16 protein-coding genes are annotated in these 17457 nt (G+C 58.8%); 15 read left to right on the forward strand and 1 reads right to left on the reverse strand.

Going from position 1 to position 17457, the window contains the following annotated elements; genetic code table 11:
• From ACE3TQ_RS18735 to ACE3TQ_RS18790, 12 genes are all read left to right on the forward strand, one after another.
• A partial coding sequence (locus tag ACE3TQ_RS18735) for a ribonucleotide-diphosphate reductase subunit beta (protein ID WP_374583808.1) occupies nt 1-422 on the forward strand: 422 nt, incomplete at its 5' end.
• Between the two features lie 141 nt (nt 423-563).
• A complete protein-coding gene (locus ACE3TQ_RS18740; protein ID WP_374583809.1) occupies nt 564-3272 on the forward strand; it encodes a type VI secretion system Vgr family protein in 2709 nt (902 codons plus the stop codon).
• Nucleotides 3273-3304: 32 nt separating this feature from the next.
• Nucleotides 3305-5479: a hypothetical protein gene (locus ACE3TQ_RS18745; protein WP_374583810.1), complete on the forward strand. Its 2175-nt coding sequence runs from the start codon at nt 3305-3307 to the stop codon at nt 5477-5479.
• Entirely contained in the window at nt 5476-6954 is a 1479-nt protein-coding gene (locus ACE3TQ_RS18750; protein WP_374583811.1) for a virulence factor, read from the forward strand. The genes ACE3TQ_RS18745 and ACE3TQ_RS18750 overlap by 4 nt, the downstream gene beginning before the upstream one ends.
• A gap of 27 nt (nt 6955-6981) precedes the next feature.
• The gene (locus tag ACE3TQ_RS18755; RefSeq protein ID WP_374583812.1) at nt 6982-7245 is read left to right on the forward strand and encodes a PAAR domain-containing protein; all 264 of its coding nucleotides are present in this window, start codon (nt 6982-6984) and stop codon (nt 7243-7245) included.
• Between the two features lie 48 nt (nt 7246-7293).
• Entirely contained in the window at nt 7294-8631 is a 1338-nt protein-coding gene (locus ACE3TQ_RS18760; RefSeq protein ID WP_374583813.1) for a hypothetical protein, read from the forward strand.
• Between the two features lie 33 nt (nt 8632-8664).
• Nucleotides 8665-10002 carry a hypothetical protein gene (locus tag ACE3TQ_RS18765; protein WP_374583814.1) on the forward strand — a complete coding sequence of 446 codons (1338 nt, stop codon included), beginning with the start codon at nt 8665-8667 and terminating at the stop codon, nt 10000-10002.
• A gap of 107 nt (nt 10003-10109) precedes the next feature.
• Nucleotides 10110-10388 (forward strand): hypothetical protein, encoded by a 279-nt coding sequence (locus tag ACE3TQ_RS18770; protein WP_374583815.1) that lies wholly within the window; start codon nt 10110-10112, stop codon nt 10386-10388.
• A 93-nt stretch (nt 10389-10481) separates the two neighbouring features.
• A complete protein-coding gene (locus tag ACE3TQ_RS18775; RefSeq protein ID WP_374583816.1) occupies nt 10482-11072 on the forward strand; it encodes a hypothetical protein in 591 nt (196 codons plus the stop codon).
• Nucleotides 11069-11590 carry a hypothetical protein gene (locus ACE3TQ_RS18780; RefSeq protein ID WP_374583817.1) on the forward strand — a complete coding sequence of 174 codons (522 nt, stop codon included), beginning with the start codon at nt 11069-11071 and terminating at the stop codon, nt 11588-11590. The genes ACE3TQ_RS18775 and ACE3TQ_RS18780 overlap by 4 nt, the downstream gene beginning before the upstream one ends.
• Before the next feature lie 72 nt (nt 11591-11662).
• Nucleotides 11663-12613: a hypothetical protein gene (locus tag ACE3TQ_RS18785; protein ID WP_374583818.1), complete on the forward strand. Its 951-nt coding sequence runs from the start codon at nt 11663-11665 to the stop codon at nt 12611-12613.
• Nucleotides 12614-12776: 163 nt separating this feature from the next.
• Nucleotides 12777-13559 (forward strand): substrate-binding periplasmic protein, encoded by a 783-nt coding sequence (locus ACE3TQ_RS18790; protein ID WP_374583819.1) that lies wholly within the window; start codon nt 12777-12779, stop codon nt 13557-13559.
• Between the two features lie 3 nt (nt 13560-13562).
• Here ACE3TQ_RS18790 and ACE3TQ_RS18795 read toward each other — a convergent pair whose 3' ends face one another.
• Nucleotides 13563-14309 carry a substrate-binding periplasmic protein gene (locus tag ACE3TQ_RS18795; RefSeq protein ID WP_374583820.1) on the reverse strand — a complete coding sequence of 249 codons (747 nt, stop codon included), beginning with the start codon at nt 14307-14309 and terminating at the stop codon, nt 13563-13565.
• A 188-nt stretch (nt 14310-14497) separates the two neighbouring features.
• Here ACE3TQ_RS18795 and ACE3TQ_RS18800 point away from each other — a divergent pair, with 188 nt between their 5' ends.
• Genes ACE3TQ_RS18800 through ACE3TQ_RS18810 form a run of 3 tightly spaced genes read left to right on the forward strand, consistent with a single transcriptional unit; the run spans nt 14498 to nt 17453 of the window.
• Nucleotides 14498-15472, forward strand: coding sequence for a tripartite tricarboxylate transporter substrate binding protein BugD (locus ACE3TQ_RS18800; RefSeq protein ID WP_374583821.1), 975 nt, complete (start codon nt 14498-14500; stop codon nt 15470-15472).
• Between the two features lie 10 nt (nt 15473-15482).
• Nucleotides 15483-15941, forward strand: a complete 459-nt coding sequence (locus ACE3TQ_RS18805) for a tripartite tricarboxylate transporter TctB family protein (RefSeq protein ID WP_374583822.1) — start codon at nt 15483-15485, stop codon at nt 15939-15941.
• Nucleotides 15942-15950: 9 nt separating this feature from the next.
• A complete protein-coding gene (locus ACE3TQ_RS18810; RefSeq protein ID WP_374583823.1) occupies nt 15951-17453 on the forward strand; it encodes a tripartite tricarboxylate transporter permease in 1503 nt (500 codons plus the stop codon).
• Nucleotides 17454-17457 lie beyond the last annotated feature (4 nt).

Consider the following 17457-nt stretch of genomic DNA (forward strand, 5'->3'; position numbering starts at 1 on the left):
GCCAGAACAAGATGACCGGCGCCGCCGAGCAGTACCAGTACATCCTGCGCGACGAATCGATGCACTGCAACTTCGGCATCGACCTGATCAATACCATCAAGCTGGAAAACCCGCACCTGTGGACTCCGGCCTTCAAGGAAGAGATCAAAGGCCTGTTCCTGCAAGCCGTGGAACTGGAATACCGCTACGCCGAAGACACCATGCCACGTGGCGTGCTGGGCCTGAACGCAGCCATGTTCAAGGGCTACCTGCGCTTCATCGCCAACCGCCGCGCCACCCAGATCGGCCTGGAAACGCTGTTCGACCAGGACGAGAATCCATTCCCATGGATGTCGGAAATGATCGACCTGAAGAAAGAGCGTAACTTCTTCGAAACCCGCGTCACCGAGTACCAGACTGGCGGCGCGCTGAGCTGGGATTAATTCCCCGCCTTGCAAACAGAAGCCCGGCACTGCCGGGCTTTTTTGTTTCCATAAATGTAAAACATTTCAATCGTGCATCACTAAATTGTTAAATAAAATATAATTCCGCCTCCGAATTTTCTGTTCTTCAGGAGTGCCCGCATGCCGCTGACCGAAGCCAATCGCCCGATCCGCCTGCGCCTGTTCCGGGGCGAAGGAAGCGCTGACGACAAATTGCTGGTCAAGTATGTCAGCGGCGTGGAAACCATGTGCGGCGGCATCGAATACAGCCTGCTGTGCGTGTCGACCGAAGCCGGCCTGCCGCTCAAGCAGTTCATCGCCAACCCTGTGGAGCTGCAATTCGTTACCGATACCGGCGGCCTGCGCTCGGTGTGCGGCATCGTCGCCTCGGCAATCGAAGGGCAGGGCGACGGCGGCCTGGCGACCTACCAGCTGATCGTGCGCGATGCGCTGTCGCTGCTCGATAAAACCTGCAATACGCGCGTCTTTCGCAACGCCAGCGAAACCGATATCACCAACACCATTTTGCGCGAATGGCGCGAAGCCAATCCGGCCGTGGCACGCGCATTCGAGTTCGACCTGGGGCAGTTGAAGACCTACCCGGCGCGCGAATTCACCATGCAGTACAACGAATCGAGTGCCGCCTTCCTGCGGCGCCTGTGGAAGCGCCGCGGCATTGCCTGGTTCATCCGCCCCGGCGCCTCCAGCGCACATGGCAGCGACGATGTGCCGGCCCACACACTGGTGCTGTTCGACGATGCGATGTCGCTGGCGGAAAACGCGGCCGGCACCATTCGCTTCCACCGCGACGATGGCACCGAGCAGCGCGATACCATCACGGCATGGCACAGTGTGCGGCAGCTGGTGCCGGGCAGCGTCAACCGCCGCAGCTGGGACTACGCGCAGGCCTGGTCCATGGGTGGGCAGAGCGTGAGCGAGGCTGACCAGGGCAAGTTCGGCAACCAGTTCGCCCGTGGCCTGGATGATTACCTGGTCGACGTGCCGCACGCCGGCGACGACGACGCCGACTACCGCAGCCTGGCCACCCTGCGCATGCAGCGCCATGAATACGAATCCAAATTTTTCCAGGGCGAGGGCAGCGACCGCCATATGTGCGTCGGCCAGTGGAATAGCGTGAGCGGGCATCCGGAGCTCGAGTCCCATCCGGAAGAGGAGCGCCAGTTCGTCATTACCGAATTGCGCGTGGAGGCGGAAAACAACCTGCCCAAGGCCTTCGATGACCGCGTTCTGCGGCTGTTCGCGCTCAACCACTGGCGCCACGACAGCCAAGGCCTGGCCCACGCCAGCGCCGAACGCGGCGTGCGCTATACCAACCGCTTCACCTGCGTGCGGCGCGGCATTCCTATCGTGCCGCGCTATGACCCGCGCCTCGACCTGCCGCGCACCGAGGCGCAAAGCGTCACCGTGGTCGGTCCCGTCAACGAGGAAGTCCATTGCGATGCGCTGGGCCGGGTCAAGATCCGCTTCCCCGGCTGCCGCGAGGAAGACCACGCCCACGCCAACGGCGCTGGCGCCTCCGACAGCGAGCGCGATTCGGCCTGGGTGCGGGTGGCCAGCGGCTGGGCCAGTGCGCAGTATGGCGCGATCTCCCTGCCGCGCGCCGGCGATGAGGTGATCTGCGTCTTCCTGGGCGGCGACCCCGACAAACCCCTGATCATCGGGCGGGTGCATGGCGGCAAGACGACTCCGCCCTCGTTCAGCCACCGCAGCCGCCTGCCTGGCGACCGTTACCTGTCCGGCATCAAGAGCAAAGAGGTCAAAGCACAGCGCTTCAACCAGCTGCGCATGGACGATACGCCGGGCCAGATCAGCGCCCAGCTGGCCAGCGAGCATGGCCACAGCCAGTTGAACCTCGGCTACCTGACCCACCCGCGGTGCGATGGCGAAGCGGAGCCGCGCGGCGAGGGCTTCGAGCTGGCCACCAACGACAGCGGCGCGATTCGTACCGCCAAGTCGCTCTTGATTTCGGCCTGGAAGCGGCTCGACGCCTGTGGCGACCAGCTAAGCAGCGACGAACACCTGGCCTTGATGCAGGATTGCCTGGACCTGTTCAAATCCCTCGGCCAGTACGCCGCCCAGCACCAGGGCCTGGCGCTGGACGCGGACCCGCAGGCCGAATTGAAGGACGACGTGGGCGCGGCCGCTGGCGGCAGCAATACCGACCGCCAGGGCGCCGGCGGCAAGCCCACGCTGAGCATGACGGCGCCGGCCGGCATTGCGCTGAGCACGCCCAAAACGCTGGTCAGCTACGCCGGCGTGAATGTCGACACAGTGGCCCAGCAGCACATGCAGTTCACCAGCGGCCAGCGCTTCAACCTCAACGCGGGCAAGGGCATCTCCCTGTTTTCGCACATGGACGGCATTACCCAGGTGGCGCACAAGGGCAAGTTCCTGCTGCAAAGCCAGCTCGATGATATGCAGATCAACTCCGCCAAGGACATCAAGGTCACCGCCGCCAAGCGCCTGATCATTATGGCCGAAGACGAGGTGACCCTGATGGTCAGCGGCGGCGCCTACCTCACGCTGAAAGGCGGCAACGCCGAAATCGGCGGCCCGGGCCCGCTTACGGTGAAGACCGATGGCCACCACTGGAACGGTCCGGCCAGCGCAACGACCGAGCTGCCGAAATTCGAATCGGGCGACTTCGGCCGCGTGCCGCGCCTGCTGCGCGCCACCGACGGCAAACCGGTGGAAGGCATGCAGCTGCACGTCGAGCGCGCCGGCGACAGCCCGATGTCAGGACAGAGCGACGGCGCCGGCACGGGCGAAAAAATCGTCGCCGACCGCCTGCAGCAGATCAAGGCCATTTTCTATCGTCCGCGCAAGTAAAGCGCCCCTGTCATAGCCTGGAAACCGTATCAATGACGAAGCCCCTATCTTTCGACAGCCCATTCGAAGACCCATGCAACCTGATCGTCGGCGCCAAGAGCGGCGTCTGCCTGGTCGACCCCAAACACCTCGATGTCATCGCACAGATGCCGCTGCCGGGCATCGTCATCTTCGTCCACGGAGTGAACTCCGATGGCGAGTGGTATAAGCAAACGGAGGAAGGCATCTGCAATGGCCTGAACGACCGCCTGAAGCGCAACAAGGGACAGATTGTGCACGCCACGCCGGAGGGCGGGCAGTTGAAGGCGGCTAGCTACATTGACGAACTGACGCCGGATGGATTCATTAATCCTGAAATGAATGCGGATACATTTGTCGACAGTTCCGGCAGCTTCTCGCCAGTGATTCACTTCCGCTGGGGGTATAAGGCAAGCAGCAAGGAACTGCAGCTTTACGGCGATAAGATTTATCTGAATGAGCAGAATTATTGGGGAGGCGGTCCCTTTGCCAATGGCTGTACTTCGCTTCCCGACTTGTGGGGGGATGGCATCGACGACACTTTGTTCCTATGGTTGCATATTCAGCATATGAATCCAACCAATGACCGCGTTGTGTATTCCTGCCCACCGCGTTCTTACTATGTTCTTGCCGCTTTGCGCTTGGCAAAGTTGGTCGAATCAATCCGTAAGAAACAAGCCGATACACCAATTACCATCGTCTGCCACAGCCAGGGCAACATGATCGGCATGGCTGCAGCATTCCTCGGTGATCGCCTCGACCCCGTGACCGACGCCACCGGCAAGACCGGAAACTGTGTAGCCGACACCTATGTACTGTGCAATCCACCGTACAGCCTGCTGCAGAAGAATGGCACCCAGTCATGGGCAGAGCGTGGTATGGAGGACGCTGAGGGACGCAATGGGCGAACCACTGGAGAAGCTCGGTACAAGACGCTTGCCGCATTTTTCGACATTATCCGTAAGCAATCGGCTTTTGCCCAACCAGCCGCCGCTATTGATGAACTGATGAAAAACGAAGCCCACGGCTTTGATGCACGCAGCGACCGCAACAAGTATGGATATGGGGATAAGCTCTCTACGCTCGGGCGGGTGACCCTGTATTTCAATCCGCATGATCAAGTTATTTCGTCTTCCACTATCCAAGGCATTGGCTGGCGCGGCTTAAGCCAGCAAGAAATCAACGCCACAAATGGGCATGGCGTTTTTAGCCAGCGTGTTTTCGCTCAAGGCTTTAAGGTTGGCGAACAGGGGTATTACGATTTTGCTCAGGCAATGAAGGACCGCGGCGTCACCGAGTTCTGGCACCCTCCATCGCCAATTGCAAAGTACTCACTCTCCAAGGGCCTGGATGCAAATTCAACCTTTCTTGGAAAGGTGATGACAATCGTGAGCGCGCCGGTGATGATTGTGGCGACGAAAGCGGCGCGTACTCGTATTAACGGCGATCCACCTAAGGACTGGAAAACCCCACTTACAGCGCCCAATTTACCTGAGCCATTTTTGCCTGTGGCGATGCGTTTCGGGCGTGCATGCGACGATTTTGACCAAGAATACGATGCGCCTGGCGACTCACGAGATAAAAATCGTGAACGTGACGAAGCTGATCCCTATTCCGGTGACAGGACTATTTCTCGCGGTGGATCCGAGGGAGCAGCGCGCAAACGCAATGATGCTGCAGAAGGTGACGCAGCGTCTGAGGCCAGCTTGCGTTATGAACACCATGCCATGCTGCGAATGGAGGCGAAACGTGCTGGAATGTACGCAAAGGGGGAGCAAGTGGCTGAGGAGGACAAACCGACGACTGCAAGTGCAGAATACAATGCCTGGCGAACGAAGAAAATTAAGGAAAACCTCGCAAAGAGCATCGACTCGCATGCAACGGACCATTCGACCATCATGACAAATGGAATGCATGCGCAAAAGGCGCTGGCTTATGACTTAGCAGTTGGTGCGTGCTTCGTTAAGAGCGATGACTTTGTCGATTTGAGAAAGGCTGCGGATTGGAGATTCGTAGAAGGGCTTGGCAAGCATGATCCAAATAAGATTTTCGAAGAGTACTTCAAATCGGGAATATTCAGAGAACAGTCAGTAGACAGGTGGGCAAACGAGACACCAGAAGGAAAGATGCCAGATAAGATCGTTAATCAAAGGGGATTTTTCGCGAAAGCTCCGAAGGGTGTGCAATGAATTTCCTAATTGAGACGCGGACGCGCCGCGCTGCCTTTACCTTCTTTGCCTTCGTTTTCGCAGTCTTCGTTGCTTTTGTGATTACCAAGGTTTCTAATCAATCGTCACCGAATTTGCTAACGGATCGTGAAATTATGAATCGATTTTTGCTACTACCGTCCATGTTCGCGGCTGTTGTGTTGACTCTGCTTAGCTTTGCTGCCCCTGCATCTGCACAAACTACGGCTGTCGCTGCAGCACCTGCACTTAATGAATCTGCCAGGCCGTTTCAGGCTCAAGTCGTTGGTCTGCAGTGGCTCAACCCGCTGCAGCGGCGAGATTATCCAACGGAGTGGCAACTACTCTGGACTCTTGGATTGGCTAAGCCCAACAAAGACGACGACATGGTCAAATTGAAACCTATGAAGTACTCCAAGCTTCAGTCAATAGGAATTGTTGCTAGCGGCAATAATGGCAGGGAGAGTTTTGATGGCTATCACGAAAAGTATGTAGGTGCCCTGGTCGCACGTTTTCACGATGTCTATTTTTCAAGCTCCACTTATTTCTACAATGCGCATTCATTGAAAGACAAGAAAACGTGGAGAGAACTGGCTGGCATTCACATTGAATATGCGTTGCCGGAAGGACGTTTGGATCCGACGGAGGCGGCACGCTTTACGCAAAATGAGATTCGTAAGACATTTTTAATTGGCAATCCTAATTTTCCTGAAGCATGGAGTCGTTCCACATTGCCTGACGTACGCGTGACAATGGGTGGCGCCAACGCCGGCTTCACTTCACTGGCGGCAGGGTTGGACTACCTGCAAGCGCACCCCAACGAAACTGTCTGGGTGATGAACTGGGATGCGCCAAGCTTCCCGCCGAAAGACGCGCAAATCAATGAGAACATGGTGCTGCTGGTGCTCGCAGGGCCGAACTACAACACCGAGCGCGCGCCGTTGGCCTGGATTGGCTATCCAGCGACTAAGAAAGTTGCTGACTTCGAAGCCCAGAAAGGGCTGCCGCCGCGCCAGATCCAGGCATGGAAGGCTGCCGTGGAAAGTGCCGCTCAAAACGCGGGTAAGCAGGACAGCGATATTGGCTACGTCATCCACGATGCCAACAACACGCATTCTGCGTCGTCCGAGCGCATCGGTGCCCTGGCACAAACGCTGACAACCGAACTGGTGGACTTCGACTTCAAAAAGCAGACCTTTAATACGCCAGCTTTGCTGGGTGAAATGGGTGCCGGTACCGCGCTGACGAACGTTGCACTTGGCATCGCCTATGCCAATCACTTGGGCAAGAACGTCCTGGTGGCGGGCACTACCGACGCCGAACAGCCAACGGCAGTAGTGGTAAGCCCACCCGCCAAGGTGCGGCCGATCGATCCGAACGCGCCATGGTTCCGTGCCCGGGGCGGTGGCAGCGCATTCCTGCCTTGGTGGGGGCTGCGCCATGATGCGGGGCCCCAGCCACAAGGCTATTCCGATTGAGGTGAACAGAATGCGCACGGAAGCCATATGCGAGGCGTAATTCGCCTGAACGACCCGACTAGCCACGGTGGCATGGTCATCAGCGCATCACCAAACACCAAAGTCCATGGCATTGCTGTCGCCCGTAAGGGAGACAGCTGCACCTGCCCGGTGCCTGGTCATGGCGTTTGCGTGATTGTCGAGGGCGACCCAAAAGTCCTGATCGACGGCGTGCCAGTTGCTTTTGATGGCCACAAGACCAGCTGTGGTGCGAGCCTTATCACCACAGCCCCTAAAAGTACGCGTGGATAGGTTGAGCCTTTGACCGTAGTGCTTCGTTACGTTATCTGATGTTGAACGATGATTCGCTTCTTTATCTATCGTGTTCTCTATGCGGCGGGTGCCATGGCCCTATTTAGTTTGAGCGGCTGCATGTCGGCCCGGCCAGAGGCCGCTGCTGCGGTGACCGTGCCGCACGAGGCTAAACCCTTTCAAGCGCAGATCGTCGGGTTGCAGTGGCTGAACCCACTGCAGCGGCGGGACTACCCGACCGAGTGGCAACTACTCTGGACCCTTGGATTGGCTCAGCCCAATAGAGACGATGACATGCTCAAGTTGGAGCCTCAGACGTTCACAACGCTTCAGGCGATCAGCAGTATCGCTAACGGGAATAACGGTAGGGAGCGTTTTGACGGATATCACGAAAAGTATGTAAGCGCGCTAATCGCACGTTTTCACGATATTTATTTTTCCAGCTCCACATACTTCTACAACGCCCACTCCTTGAAGGACAAAAAGACGTGGCGAGAACTGGCAGGGATACATGTCGAGTATGCACTTCCAGAGGGGCGGTTGGATCCGATTGAAGCAGCGAAATACGCGCAGGACACTATTCGAAAGACGTTCATCATCGGTAACCCTAACTTCCCGAAGGCGTGGAGCCGGAGTACGCCACCTGACGTACGCGTGACAATGGGTGGCGCCAACGCCGGCTTCACTTCACTGGCGGCAGGGTTGGACTACCTGCAAGCGCACCCCAACGAAACTGTCTGGGTGATGAACTGGGATGCGCCAAGCTTCCCGCCGAAAGACGCGCAAATCAATGAGAACATGGTGCTGCTGGTGCTCGCAGGGCCGAACTACAACACCGAGCGCGCGCCGTTGGCCTGGATTGGCTATCCAGCGACTAAGAAAGTTGCTGACTTCGAAGCCCAGAAAGGGCTGCCGCCGCGCCAGATCCAGGCATGGAAGGCTGCCGTGGAAAGTGCCGCTCAAAACGCGGGTAAGCAGGACAGCGATATTGGCTACGTCATCCACGATGCCAACAACACGCATTCTGCGTCGTCCGAGCGCATCGGTGCCCTGGCACAAACGCTGACAACCGAACTGGTGGACTTCGACTTCAAAAAGCAGACCTTTAATACGCCAGCTTTGCTGGGTGAAATGGGTGCCGGTACCGCGCTGACGAACGTTGCACTTGGCATCGCCTATGCCAATCACTTGGGCAAGAACGTCCTGGTGGCGGGCACTACCGACGCCGAACAGCCAACGGCAGTAGTGGTAAGCCCACCCGCCAAGGTGCGGCCGATCGATCCGAACGCGCCATGGTTCCGTGCCCGGGGCGGTGGCAGCGCATTCCTGCCTTGGTGGGGGCTGCGCCATGATGCGGGGCCCCAGCCACAAGGCTATTCCGATTGAGGTGAGCAGAATGCATTTATCTGATGGTGAACAATGATTCGCTTCTTTATCTATCCGGTTCTCTGTACGGCGGGTGCCATGGCCCTGTTTAGTTTGAGCGGCTGCATGTCGGCCCGGCCAGGTTCCGCTGCTGCGGTGGCCGTTCAGCGCGAGGCTAAACCCTTTCAAGCGCAGGTCGTCGGGTTGCAGTGGTTGAACCCTCTCCAGCGACGCGACTACCCAACTGAGTGGCAACTGCTATGGACACTGGGCTTAGCTCAGCCCAACAGCGACGATGATATGGTTAAACTGAAACCCGAGAAGTACTCCAAACTCCAGGCGATAGGCATCATCGCCAGCGGTAGCGATGGGAAGGAAACCTTCAAGGGATATCATCATAAATATGTCGAAGCACTGACAGGCCTTTTCCACGATATCTACTTCTCAAGTTCAACATATTTCTACAATGCGCATTCGCCCACGGACAAGAAGACTTGGCGCGAGCTGGCGGGAATTCATATTGAATATGCGATACCAGAAAGAAGGATCGACCCCGTTGAAGCGGGAATTTATCTAAGAGACGATCTGGTCAGAACTTTTAAAATCGGGAACACGGCCGTTCCGAAAGCTTGGAGCCGCGCAACGCCGCCTGATGTGCGGGTGACCACAGGTGGGGCGAATGCCGGTTTCACTTCGCTGGCGGCTGGCCTCGATTATCTACAATCGCACCCGAACGAAACGGTTTGGGTTATGAATTGGGACGCACCAAGCTTTCCACCAAAGAGTGGGCAAATCAACGAGAACATGGTGCTGCTGGTGCTCGCCGGACCGAACTACAAGACGGAGCGAGCGCCACTGGCCTGGATCGGGTACCCTGCCACCAAAAAAATCGGCGATTTTGAAGCGCAGAACGGCCAGCCTCCACGTCAGATCCAGGCATGGAAGGCTGCAGTTGAGACGGCTGCGCAAAACGCGGGAAAACAGGACAGCGACATTGGATACGTCATCCATGATGCGAACAACAGCCATCCTGCATCGTCCGAGCGTATTGGCGCCTTGGCGCAAACGCTCACGACAGAACTGGTGGATTTCGACTTCAAGAAGCAAACCTTTAATACGCCGGCTTTGCTCGGCGAAATGGGCGCTGGTACTGCGCTGACCAATGTCGCACTTGGCATCGGCTACGCGAATCATATTGGCAAACACGTGCTGGTGGCAGGTACCACTGACTCCGAACAGCCAACGGCAGTAGTGGTAAGCCCACCCGCCAAGGTGCGGCCGATCGATCCGAACGCGCCATGGTTCCGTGCCCGGGGCGGTGGCAGCGCATTTCTGCCGTGGTGGGGGCTGCGGCATGATGCCAAACCGGCCGTGCAAGGATATTCGCGATGAGTAGGGCCGGCATATGCGCGAAGCGCGCACGATTGAACTCGCAGTTTCTTGATTTTTGTATAATTTATAGTTTGGCAATGTTGCCGTACTGAATTAGACAAGATCATATGGAAGAAGTGACGACGCCGGTCCAGGATAAGCGCGCGCCCAAGTGGCGGCGATATGCGATCTACTTTTTTGCAGCCGTAGGCTTGCTGCTGTCGGTGCTGATTGGCGTGGCTGCCCTCGGCGTGAAAAGCGCGCCGCCGGTGCTGAGCTTTGATCAGGGTGAGATCATTGAGAAAGTAATGGCGCGTAATTACGGCAAGTATTCGGAGTCGGAGCGTGGCTGGCTTTACGTCGATGATGCGACCAAACTGACTTACCTGGTCACGGTGGTGCAGTAGAAGAAGGTCGACGGCAAGGATGGCGAGGAGCTTTATTTCGTTACCAGCGGCCGTAGCCTCAACTCGCCGAACGAGACCGATTCATTCTACGGTGTGTTCCAGGTCAGCTGGAATAATGGCCAGCTTCTCGAGTATGGCGATGCGCGTCGCCCTTCGGGTACCGATCCGGTGACACCCGAGCGGGTGCTGTTCGAAGCGTTCAGCGCGGACGTGCGGGGCTGGGTAATCAAGACCAAGGATCTGGAAATCAGCGATGGCTCGGTACTGGATTCCACCAGCAACGTCGTGCTGGCGCCGGCCGATGGCGGAATCGCCGTGCTGGCGGAGTTTTATGGTGCGTTTAATATCCTCGGTGCCGGGAGCTGCGAGGAGACGGAGCGTTTGCATGCTAGTTGGAAGCAGGCGCAGGGACAGCCCAGGGCTGCGCCGGCAGAGGGCGAGGCGAACGCCATGTCGCCGGAAGAGCAGGCGGATGACAATATTGAGCCGCCACGCTGCACCAAGCTGCGGTGGACGTACCGCACAGATCCGCCTGTCGACGCGTCGTTCACGCCTTTGTACGTCACGCGTAAAGCAGGCATGCGTAATGGCGACCCTGTCGCGGCGAAAACATGGAAAGTCATGTTCGATCCCAAGAGCCATACCTACCTGCTGCCTAAAGAGCTGAAGGACGTGGCGGGGTGAGCGGCAGCGTGCGCTGCTGGGGACTGCTGGCTGGCATATTGGCCTGGCCGCTTCATCCCGCGCTGGCTGCCGCGCCTGAGGTGACGCTGACTATCCCTAATATGCTCGACGGCCAGGCGGCGTGTGTCGTGACGTTGCCATTGGCGCCGGAACAGTGCACGGCAAGAAGCTGCGAGTTGCCACTTCCGAAAGGAAGTCCCCAGGCATCGCATGTGCTCCACTTGAGTTGCCTTCCTTCCGGCTCCGCTACCGGCATCGAAAGGCCGCCGCCGGAAGCATGGGAAGAGTCGGTGTTTGCCGATGGCCAGAACATCAATATCTTAATGATGGATGGCTATCGCGGCACGCCTGAAGAGGGGATGCGTTCAATCGATTTCTGCTTTATTCGGATGAAGGCCTACCTTTGCGGCGCGACCACGTTACCTCGAATGGGGGCGCGTCAGCAACGTGCGGCAGTTGCCGCTGCCAAGAAAGTCATTAAAGGCATCAAGCTACGCGAACCCCGCGCGCACGATTGAAAGCGGCGTTTTCTTGGTCTTTGTATAATTTACGGTTTGGCAATATTGCCCCACTGTAATAGCGAAGATCAAATGGAAGAAGTGACGACGCCGGTCCAGGTAAAGCGCGCGCCCACATGGCGGCGTTTCGCCATCTACTTTTTTGCCGCCCTTGGCTTGATATTTTCAATCTGGATTGCCGTGCTGGCATTCCAAAGCAAGCAGAGCAGTTTCCTGACCTTTGATGCCGATGCGGCCATTGAAGGCGTCATGTCCAGTAATTACGGCAAGTACTCGGACACCCAGCGCGGCTGGCTTTATGTCGATGAGCAGAGCAAATTAACCTATGTCGTGACCGTGGTGCAGCGAAAAAAGGTCAATGGCAAAGAAGGGGAAGAGCTTTATTTCATTACCAGCGGCCATGCCATCAATTCCAATTCCGGTGATGACGCCTTTTACGGCGTATTCCAGCTCCGCAATAACAATGGCGAGCTATATGAATATAGCGACCCGCGCCGTCCGTCCGGTGCGAATGCGGTAAAACCTGAAAATGTGCATTTTGAGAGGTTAAGCGCGGATGTCTGGGGCTGGGTCGTGAAAATCACCGATATTGAAACCGGTGACGGCGAAGAAATCACTAATACGCGCAACGTCGTATTGGCGCCGCATAAAAACCAGATCGCGGTATTGGCGCAGTTTAGCGCCGCGAACAAGGTGATTGGCAGCGGCGGCTGCCAGGAAACCGAGCGCTACTATGCGGAATGGCGGCAGGCACAAGCCCAAAAGAAAGCTGCCCCGGCGTCGGAAAATTCCAATGAAGAGTCATTTGACGGTGAAGATTATGAGCCGCCGCGCTGCACGTCATTGGAATGGACTTATCGCACCGAGCCGGTAGTTGATTCGACATTTACACCGTTGCATATCACCCGCAAGCCCGGGATGGAAGAGGGCGTGGCGACACCCGCTAAAACCTGGAAGGTCATGTTCGATCCCAAGAGCTACACCTATCTGGTGCCGGAAGAGCTAAGGAACGCCGGGTTGTAGTGCCGCTTCCCTCTGGGAGCGCAAAATGTCCGCGCCAAGGTCTGGTGCATTCAAGCTAACATCTGGCATGAAAGCGGCAAGGCGGCGCGGAGCAGTTTTAGCGGCGGGGCTTTCTGGCGGCGAAAATGTGTAGAATGAGTCCATTGCGCTTGAGGGAGCTCGCATGGATATCAAAGGAGGCCAACGGCTGCTTTTAAGTATTCTGTTGGCGCTGCCCTTCATTTCTCCTGTGGCTAATTCCGCCGAGCTGGCTGCCGTGCGGGTGGCGGCGCAGTCCGATTCTGAGCCGAAATTTATCGCGCACGGCAATCTGGTAAGCGGAATTTGCATCGATATATTCCGGGCAATCGAAAATACCGATTCCGGGATTAAGTTTATCGGCGAGCAGAGCTGGATGTCTTTAAAGCGCATCGAAGCCATGGTGGCGGCGGGGCAGCTGGATGCGGTTTGCGGTCTTATCCGGAATGAGGAACGCGCGGCGGCTTATCGGATTCCGGAGACGCCATTATTTACCGTTGCCTATCATTTCCTGGTACGCGCCGATGATCAGGTGAATGTCAAAAACCTGGATGAAGTCCGCAAGCTGAAAAATAATGGGGTGATCCTGGTGAATGGCGGCAGCGGTGCAGTCACCTTTTTGAAGAACGCCGGCAACCTGAAAATCGATAGCCTGGCCAGCTCAACGGCCAGGAATATTGAAAAGCTATTGGCAGGCCGGGGCCGTTTCTTTTATTATCGCCAGCCCGGATTGAATTCGGAAATACGAAAGGCCGGTCATGAGGGCAAGGTGCGCATCCTGCCGACAGTGTTCGATGCGCAAGTGTTTTATATGATGCTCGGCCCGCATATGCCAAAAGAAACCGAAGCCCGGCTTGTCCAGGCCCTTGCCCGGTTAAACGAGCGCGGTGAGCTGAAACAAATCGCCGAAAGGTGGGCCAATTACTGAAGATTAATTACGCGGCGCTTGCCGTGTCGGACGCCAGTTGGCGTATTTGCGGTCGATGGCGGCGGAGGTGCCGTCTTTCACGATCTCGGCCATGGCGCTCGACAGCGCACTGACCTGCGCATCGGGCACGGCCTTGTTACAGGCCAGGTAGGCGCGCGAAAGGTGGAAGGTCAGCATGGGGACCACCTTGTCGCTCAACCCTTCGGTCTGCAACACGCCGTTGGCGAGCGGGATGCTGGCCACCCACAGGTCGATGCGTTTGCCGACCAGCTTGCGCGGATTGGAGAAATTATCGCCCGCCGTGTCGACCGTGAAGCCGCGCGCCTGCAGATACTGCGCGCGCACGTCGCCCGCATAGCCGCCAATGCGCAAGCCTTTTGCGTCTTCCAGCCTGGCCAGGCGGAACGGGGCGTCGGCCAGGCCGTAAAAAGTCCAGTCGACTTCGCGCAAAGGGCCGATCCATTTAAACAGCGTTTCGCGTTCCGGCGTGCGCGAGGTGGAGAATACGCAGGAGTAAGGTGTGCGCAGGGACAGTTCGTAGGCGCGGCGCCAGGCCATGACTTCGACCGTGTAGCTGATGCCGGCGCGCGACATGATCTCTTTGATTTTGTCGGGCGAGATGCCGAACACGCGTTCGCCGTCGCGCATGATGTCGGGCGGCGTATGCTCGGTGAACAGCCGCAACGGCTCCGCTGGCGCTGCGCAGGGCAAGGCCAGCACCGCTATGGCAGTGAGCAGTTGGGCGGTCATGATTTGCTCATCTTCTGCATATTGCCAGGCAAAGTCAATCGACCCGCGCGGGGGGCTTTTCTACGCAGGACTACGTAGAAGACCTTACTTGTGTCATATAAAAATTGCTGGTACAACATCACAAGGTAGTGCTAGTCGAACATCACAACGCAGTACTAATCAAATATCAATCTGGACGGGAGACATCCATGAAACGCTTTATGCTGCCAGCCCTGGCTGGCGTTGTATTCTTTGGCGCCTCGAGCGCCTATGCCCAAAGCTATCCGACCAAGCCGATCACCATGATCGTGCCGTTCGCCGCCGGCGGCCCAACCGATACCGTCGCGCGCCTGCTGGCGCAGTCCATGGGCACCAAACTGAAACAGCAGATCATCGTGGAAAACGTCGGCGGCGCCGGCGGCACCATCGGTGCGGCGCGCGCGGCCAAGTCGGCACCGGACGGCTACACCATCTTCCTGCACCACATCGGCCACTCGACCGCGCCGGCGCTGTACCGCAAGCTCAGCTATAACGCCATCGACAGCTTCGAGCCGATCGGCCTGGTGACCGACGTGCCGATGACCCTGGTGGCGCGCAAGGACTTCCCGGCCAAGGACTTCAAGGAACTGCTGGCGTACGTGAAGGCCAACAACACCAAGGTGACCTACGCCAATGCCGGCCTGGGTTCGGCATCGCACCTGTGCGGCATGCTGTTCATGTCCGCCATCGCCACCGACCTGACCACCGTGCCGTACAAGGGCACCGGCCCGGCCATGAATGACCTGCTGGGCGGCCAGGTCGACTTCATGTGCGACCAGACCACCAACACCTCCAGCCAGATCAAGGGCGGCAAGATCAAGGTGTACGGCGTGACCACCAAGAAGCGCGTGCCTTCGCTGCCGGACGTGCCGACCCTGAACGAAGCCGGCCTGCCAGGCTTCGAGGTCGCCGTGTGGCACGGCATGTACGCGCCGAAAGGCACGCCGAAGCCGGTGATCGACAGCCTGGTCGGCGCCCTGCAGGTGGCGCTGAAAGACCCGGCCGTGAAGCAGCGCTTCGCCGACCTGGGCACCGAGCCGGTCGAAGAAAAACGCGCCACGCCGGAAGCGCTGCGCGCCCACCTGAAAGCCGATATCGACCGCTGGGCGCCGATCATCAGCAAAGCCGGCGTGTACGCCGACTAAGGAGAGCTGAATGTCTGCAATCCGCCACCCGAAGGATTTCTGGATCGGGGCGATCTTCATTGCCTTTGGCCTGGGCGCCGTGTTCACGCGCGGCGACCTGGAGATGGGCAGCGGCGGCCGCATGGGCCCGGCGTACTTCCCGGTTGTCCTCGGCATCCTGCTGGCGCTGATCGGCGCCGTCGGCGTCGTGCGCTCCTTCTTCCGCCATGGCGCGCCGATGGAAAAGCTGCACCTGAAGCCGCTGGCCCTGGTGCTGCTGGCCGTGGTGCTGTTCGGCATCCTGATGCGCGGCGCCGGCCTGGTGCCGGCCGCCGCCGTGCTGGTGCTGGTCAGCTTCTATGCCCACCCCAAGTTCCACTGGAAGGAGGGGGCGCTGCTGGCCGTGGGCTTGGCCGGCTTCTGCTACCTGCTGTTCATTAAACTCCTGGGCTTGCCGATCCCCGCGCTCGGCCCCTGGCTTGGTTTCTAGGAGGCCACGATGGAAATCCTGAGCAACCTGGGCCTGGGCTTCGAGGCCGCCTTTACCCTGACCAACCTGATGTACTGCCTGCTCGGTGTCTTTATCGGCACCGCGGTCGGCGTGCTGCCGGGGCTGGGACCGATCGCCACCATCGCCATGCTGCTGCCGGCCACCTTCGGCCTGCCGCCAATCGCGGCGCTGATCATGCTGGCCGGTATTTATTACGGCGCCCAGTATGGCGGCTCCACCACCGCCATCCTGGTCAACCTGCCCGGTGAATCATCCTCGGTGGTGACAGCCATCGACGGCTACCAGATGGCGCGCAAGGGGCATGCCGGCAAGGCGCTGGCCACGGCCGCGCTGGGGTCCTTCTTCGCCGGCTCGGTGGCGACGGTGGTGGTGGCCTGCTTCGCCCCGCCGCTGGCCGACCTGGCGCTGAAGTTCGGCCCGGCCGACTACTTCTCGCTGATGGTGCTGGGCCTGGTGGCCGCCGTGGTGCTGGCCAGCGGTTCGCTGCTGAACGCGGTGGGCATGGTGGTGCTGGGCCTGATCCTGGGCCTGATCGGTACCGACGTGAACTCCGGCCAACAGCGCTTTACCTACGACTTCCCCGAACTGGCCGACGGCATCAGCTTCGTGATCGTGGCGATGGGCATGTTCGGCATCGGCGAAATCGTGCGCAACCTCGAGCATGACGAGGAACGCCACCTGCTGATGAAGAAGGTGTCGGGCCTGATGCTGAACAAGGAAGACTTCAAGCGCATCCTGGCGCCGGTGCTGCGCGGCACCGCGCTCGGTTCCCTGCTTGGCATCCTGCCCGGCGGCGGCGCCATGCTGGCTTCCTTCGCCGCCTATTCGATCGAGAAGAAGGTGTCGCCGAACACGAAAGAGTTCGGCCAGGGCGCCATCGAAGGGGTGGCGGCGCCGGAATCGGCCAACAATGCCGGCGCCCAGACCTCCTTCATCCCGATGCTGACGCTGGGCATCCCGTCCAACCCGGTGATGGCGCTGATGATCGGCGCCATGATCATCCAGGGCATCACCCCGGGGCCGGCCGTGATGACCGAGAAGCCGGACCTGTTCTGGGGCCTGATCGTTTCCATGTGGTTCGGCAACCTGTTCCTGGTGGTGCTGAACCTGCCGATGATCGGCCTGTGGGTGAAGATGATCACGGTGCCTTACCACCGCCTGTTCCCGGCCATCCTGCTGTTCTGCGCGATCGGTGTGTTCAGCCTGAATAACGCCCAGTTCGATGTCTGGCTGATGGCGATTTTCGGCCTGTTTGGCTACATTTGCGCCAAGCTCGATGCGGAGCCGGCGCCGATGCTGCTGGGCTTCATCATCGGCCCGATGCTGGAGGAGTACCTGCGGCGCGCCCTGCTGCTGTCGCACGGCGACCCGATGGTCTTCCTCAACCGTCCGATCAGCGCCACCCTGCTGGCGCTGGCCGCGATTGCCCTGGCGGTGGTGCTGTCGCCATCCTTGCGCAAGAAGAGGGAAGAAGCCTTCCACGAGGAGTAAGCCG

It is taken from the genome of Pseudoduganella sp., from assembly GCF_041914865.1.
GTDB lineage: Bacteria > Pseudomonadota > Gammaproteobacteria > Burkholderiales > Burkholderiaceae_D > Rugamonas.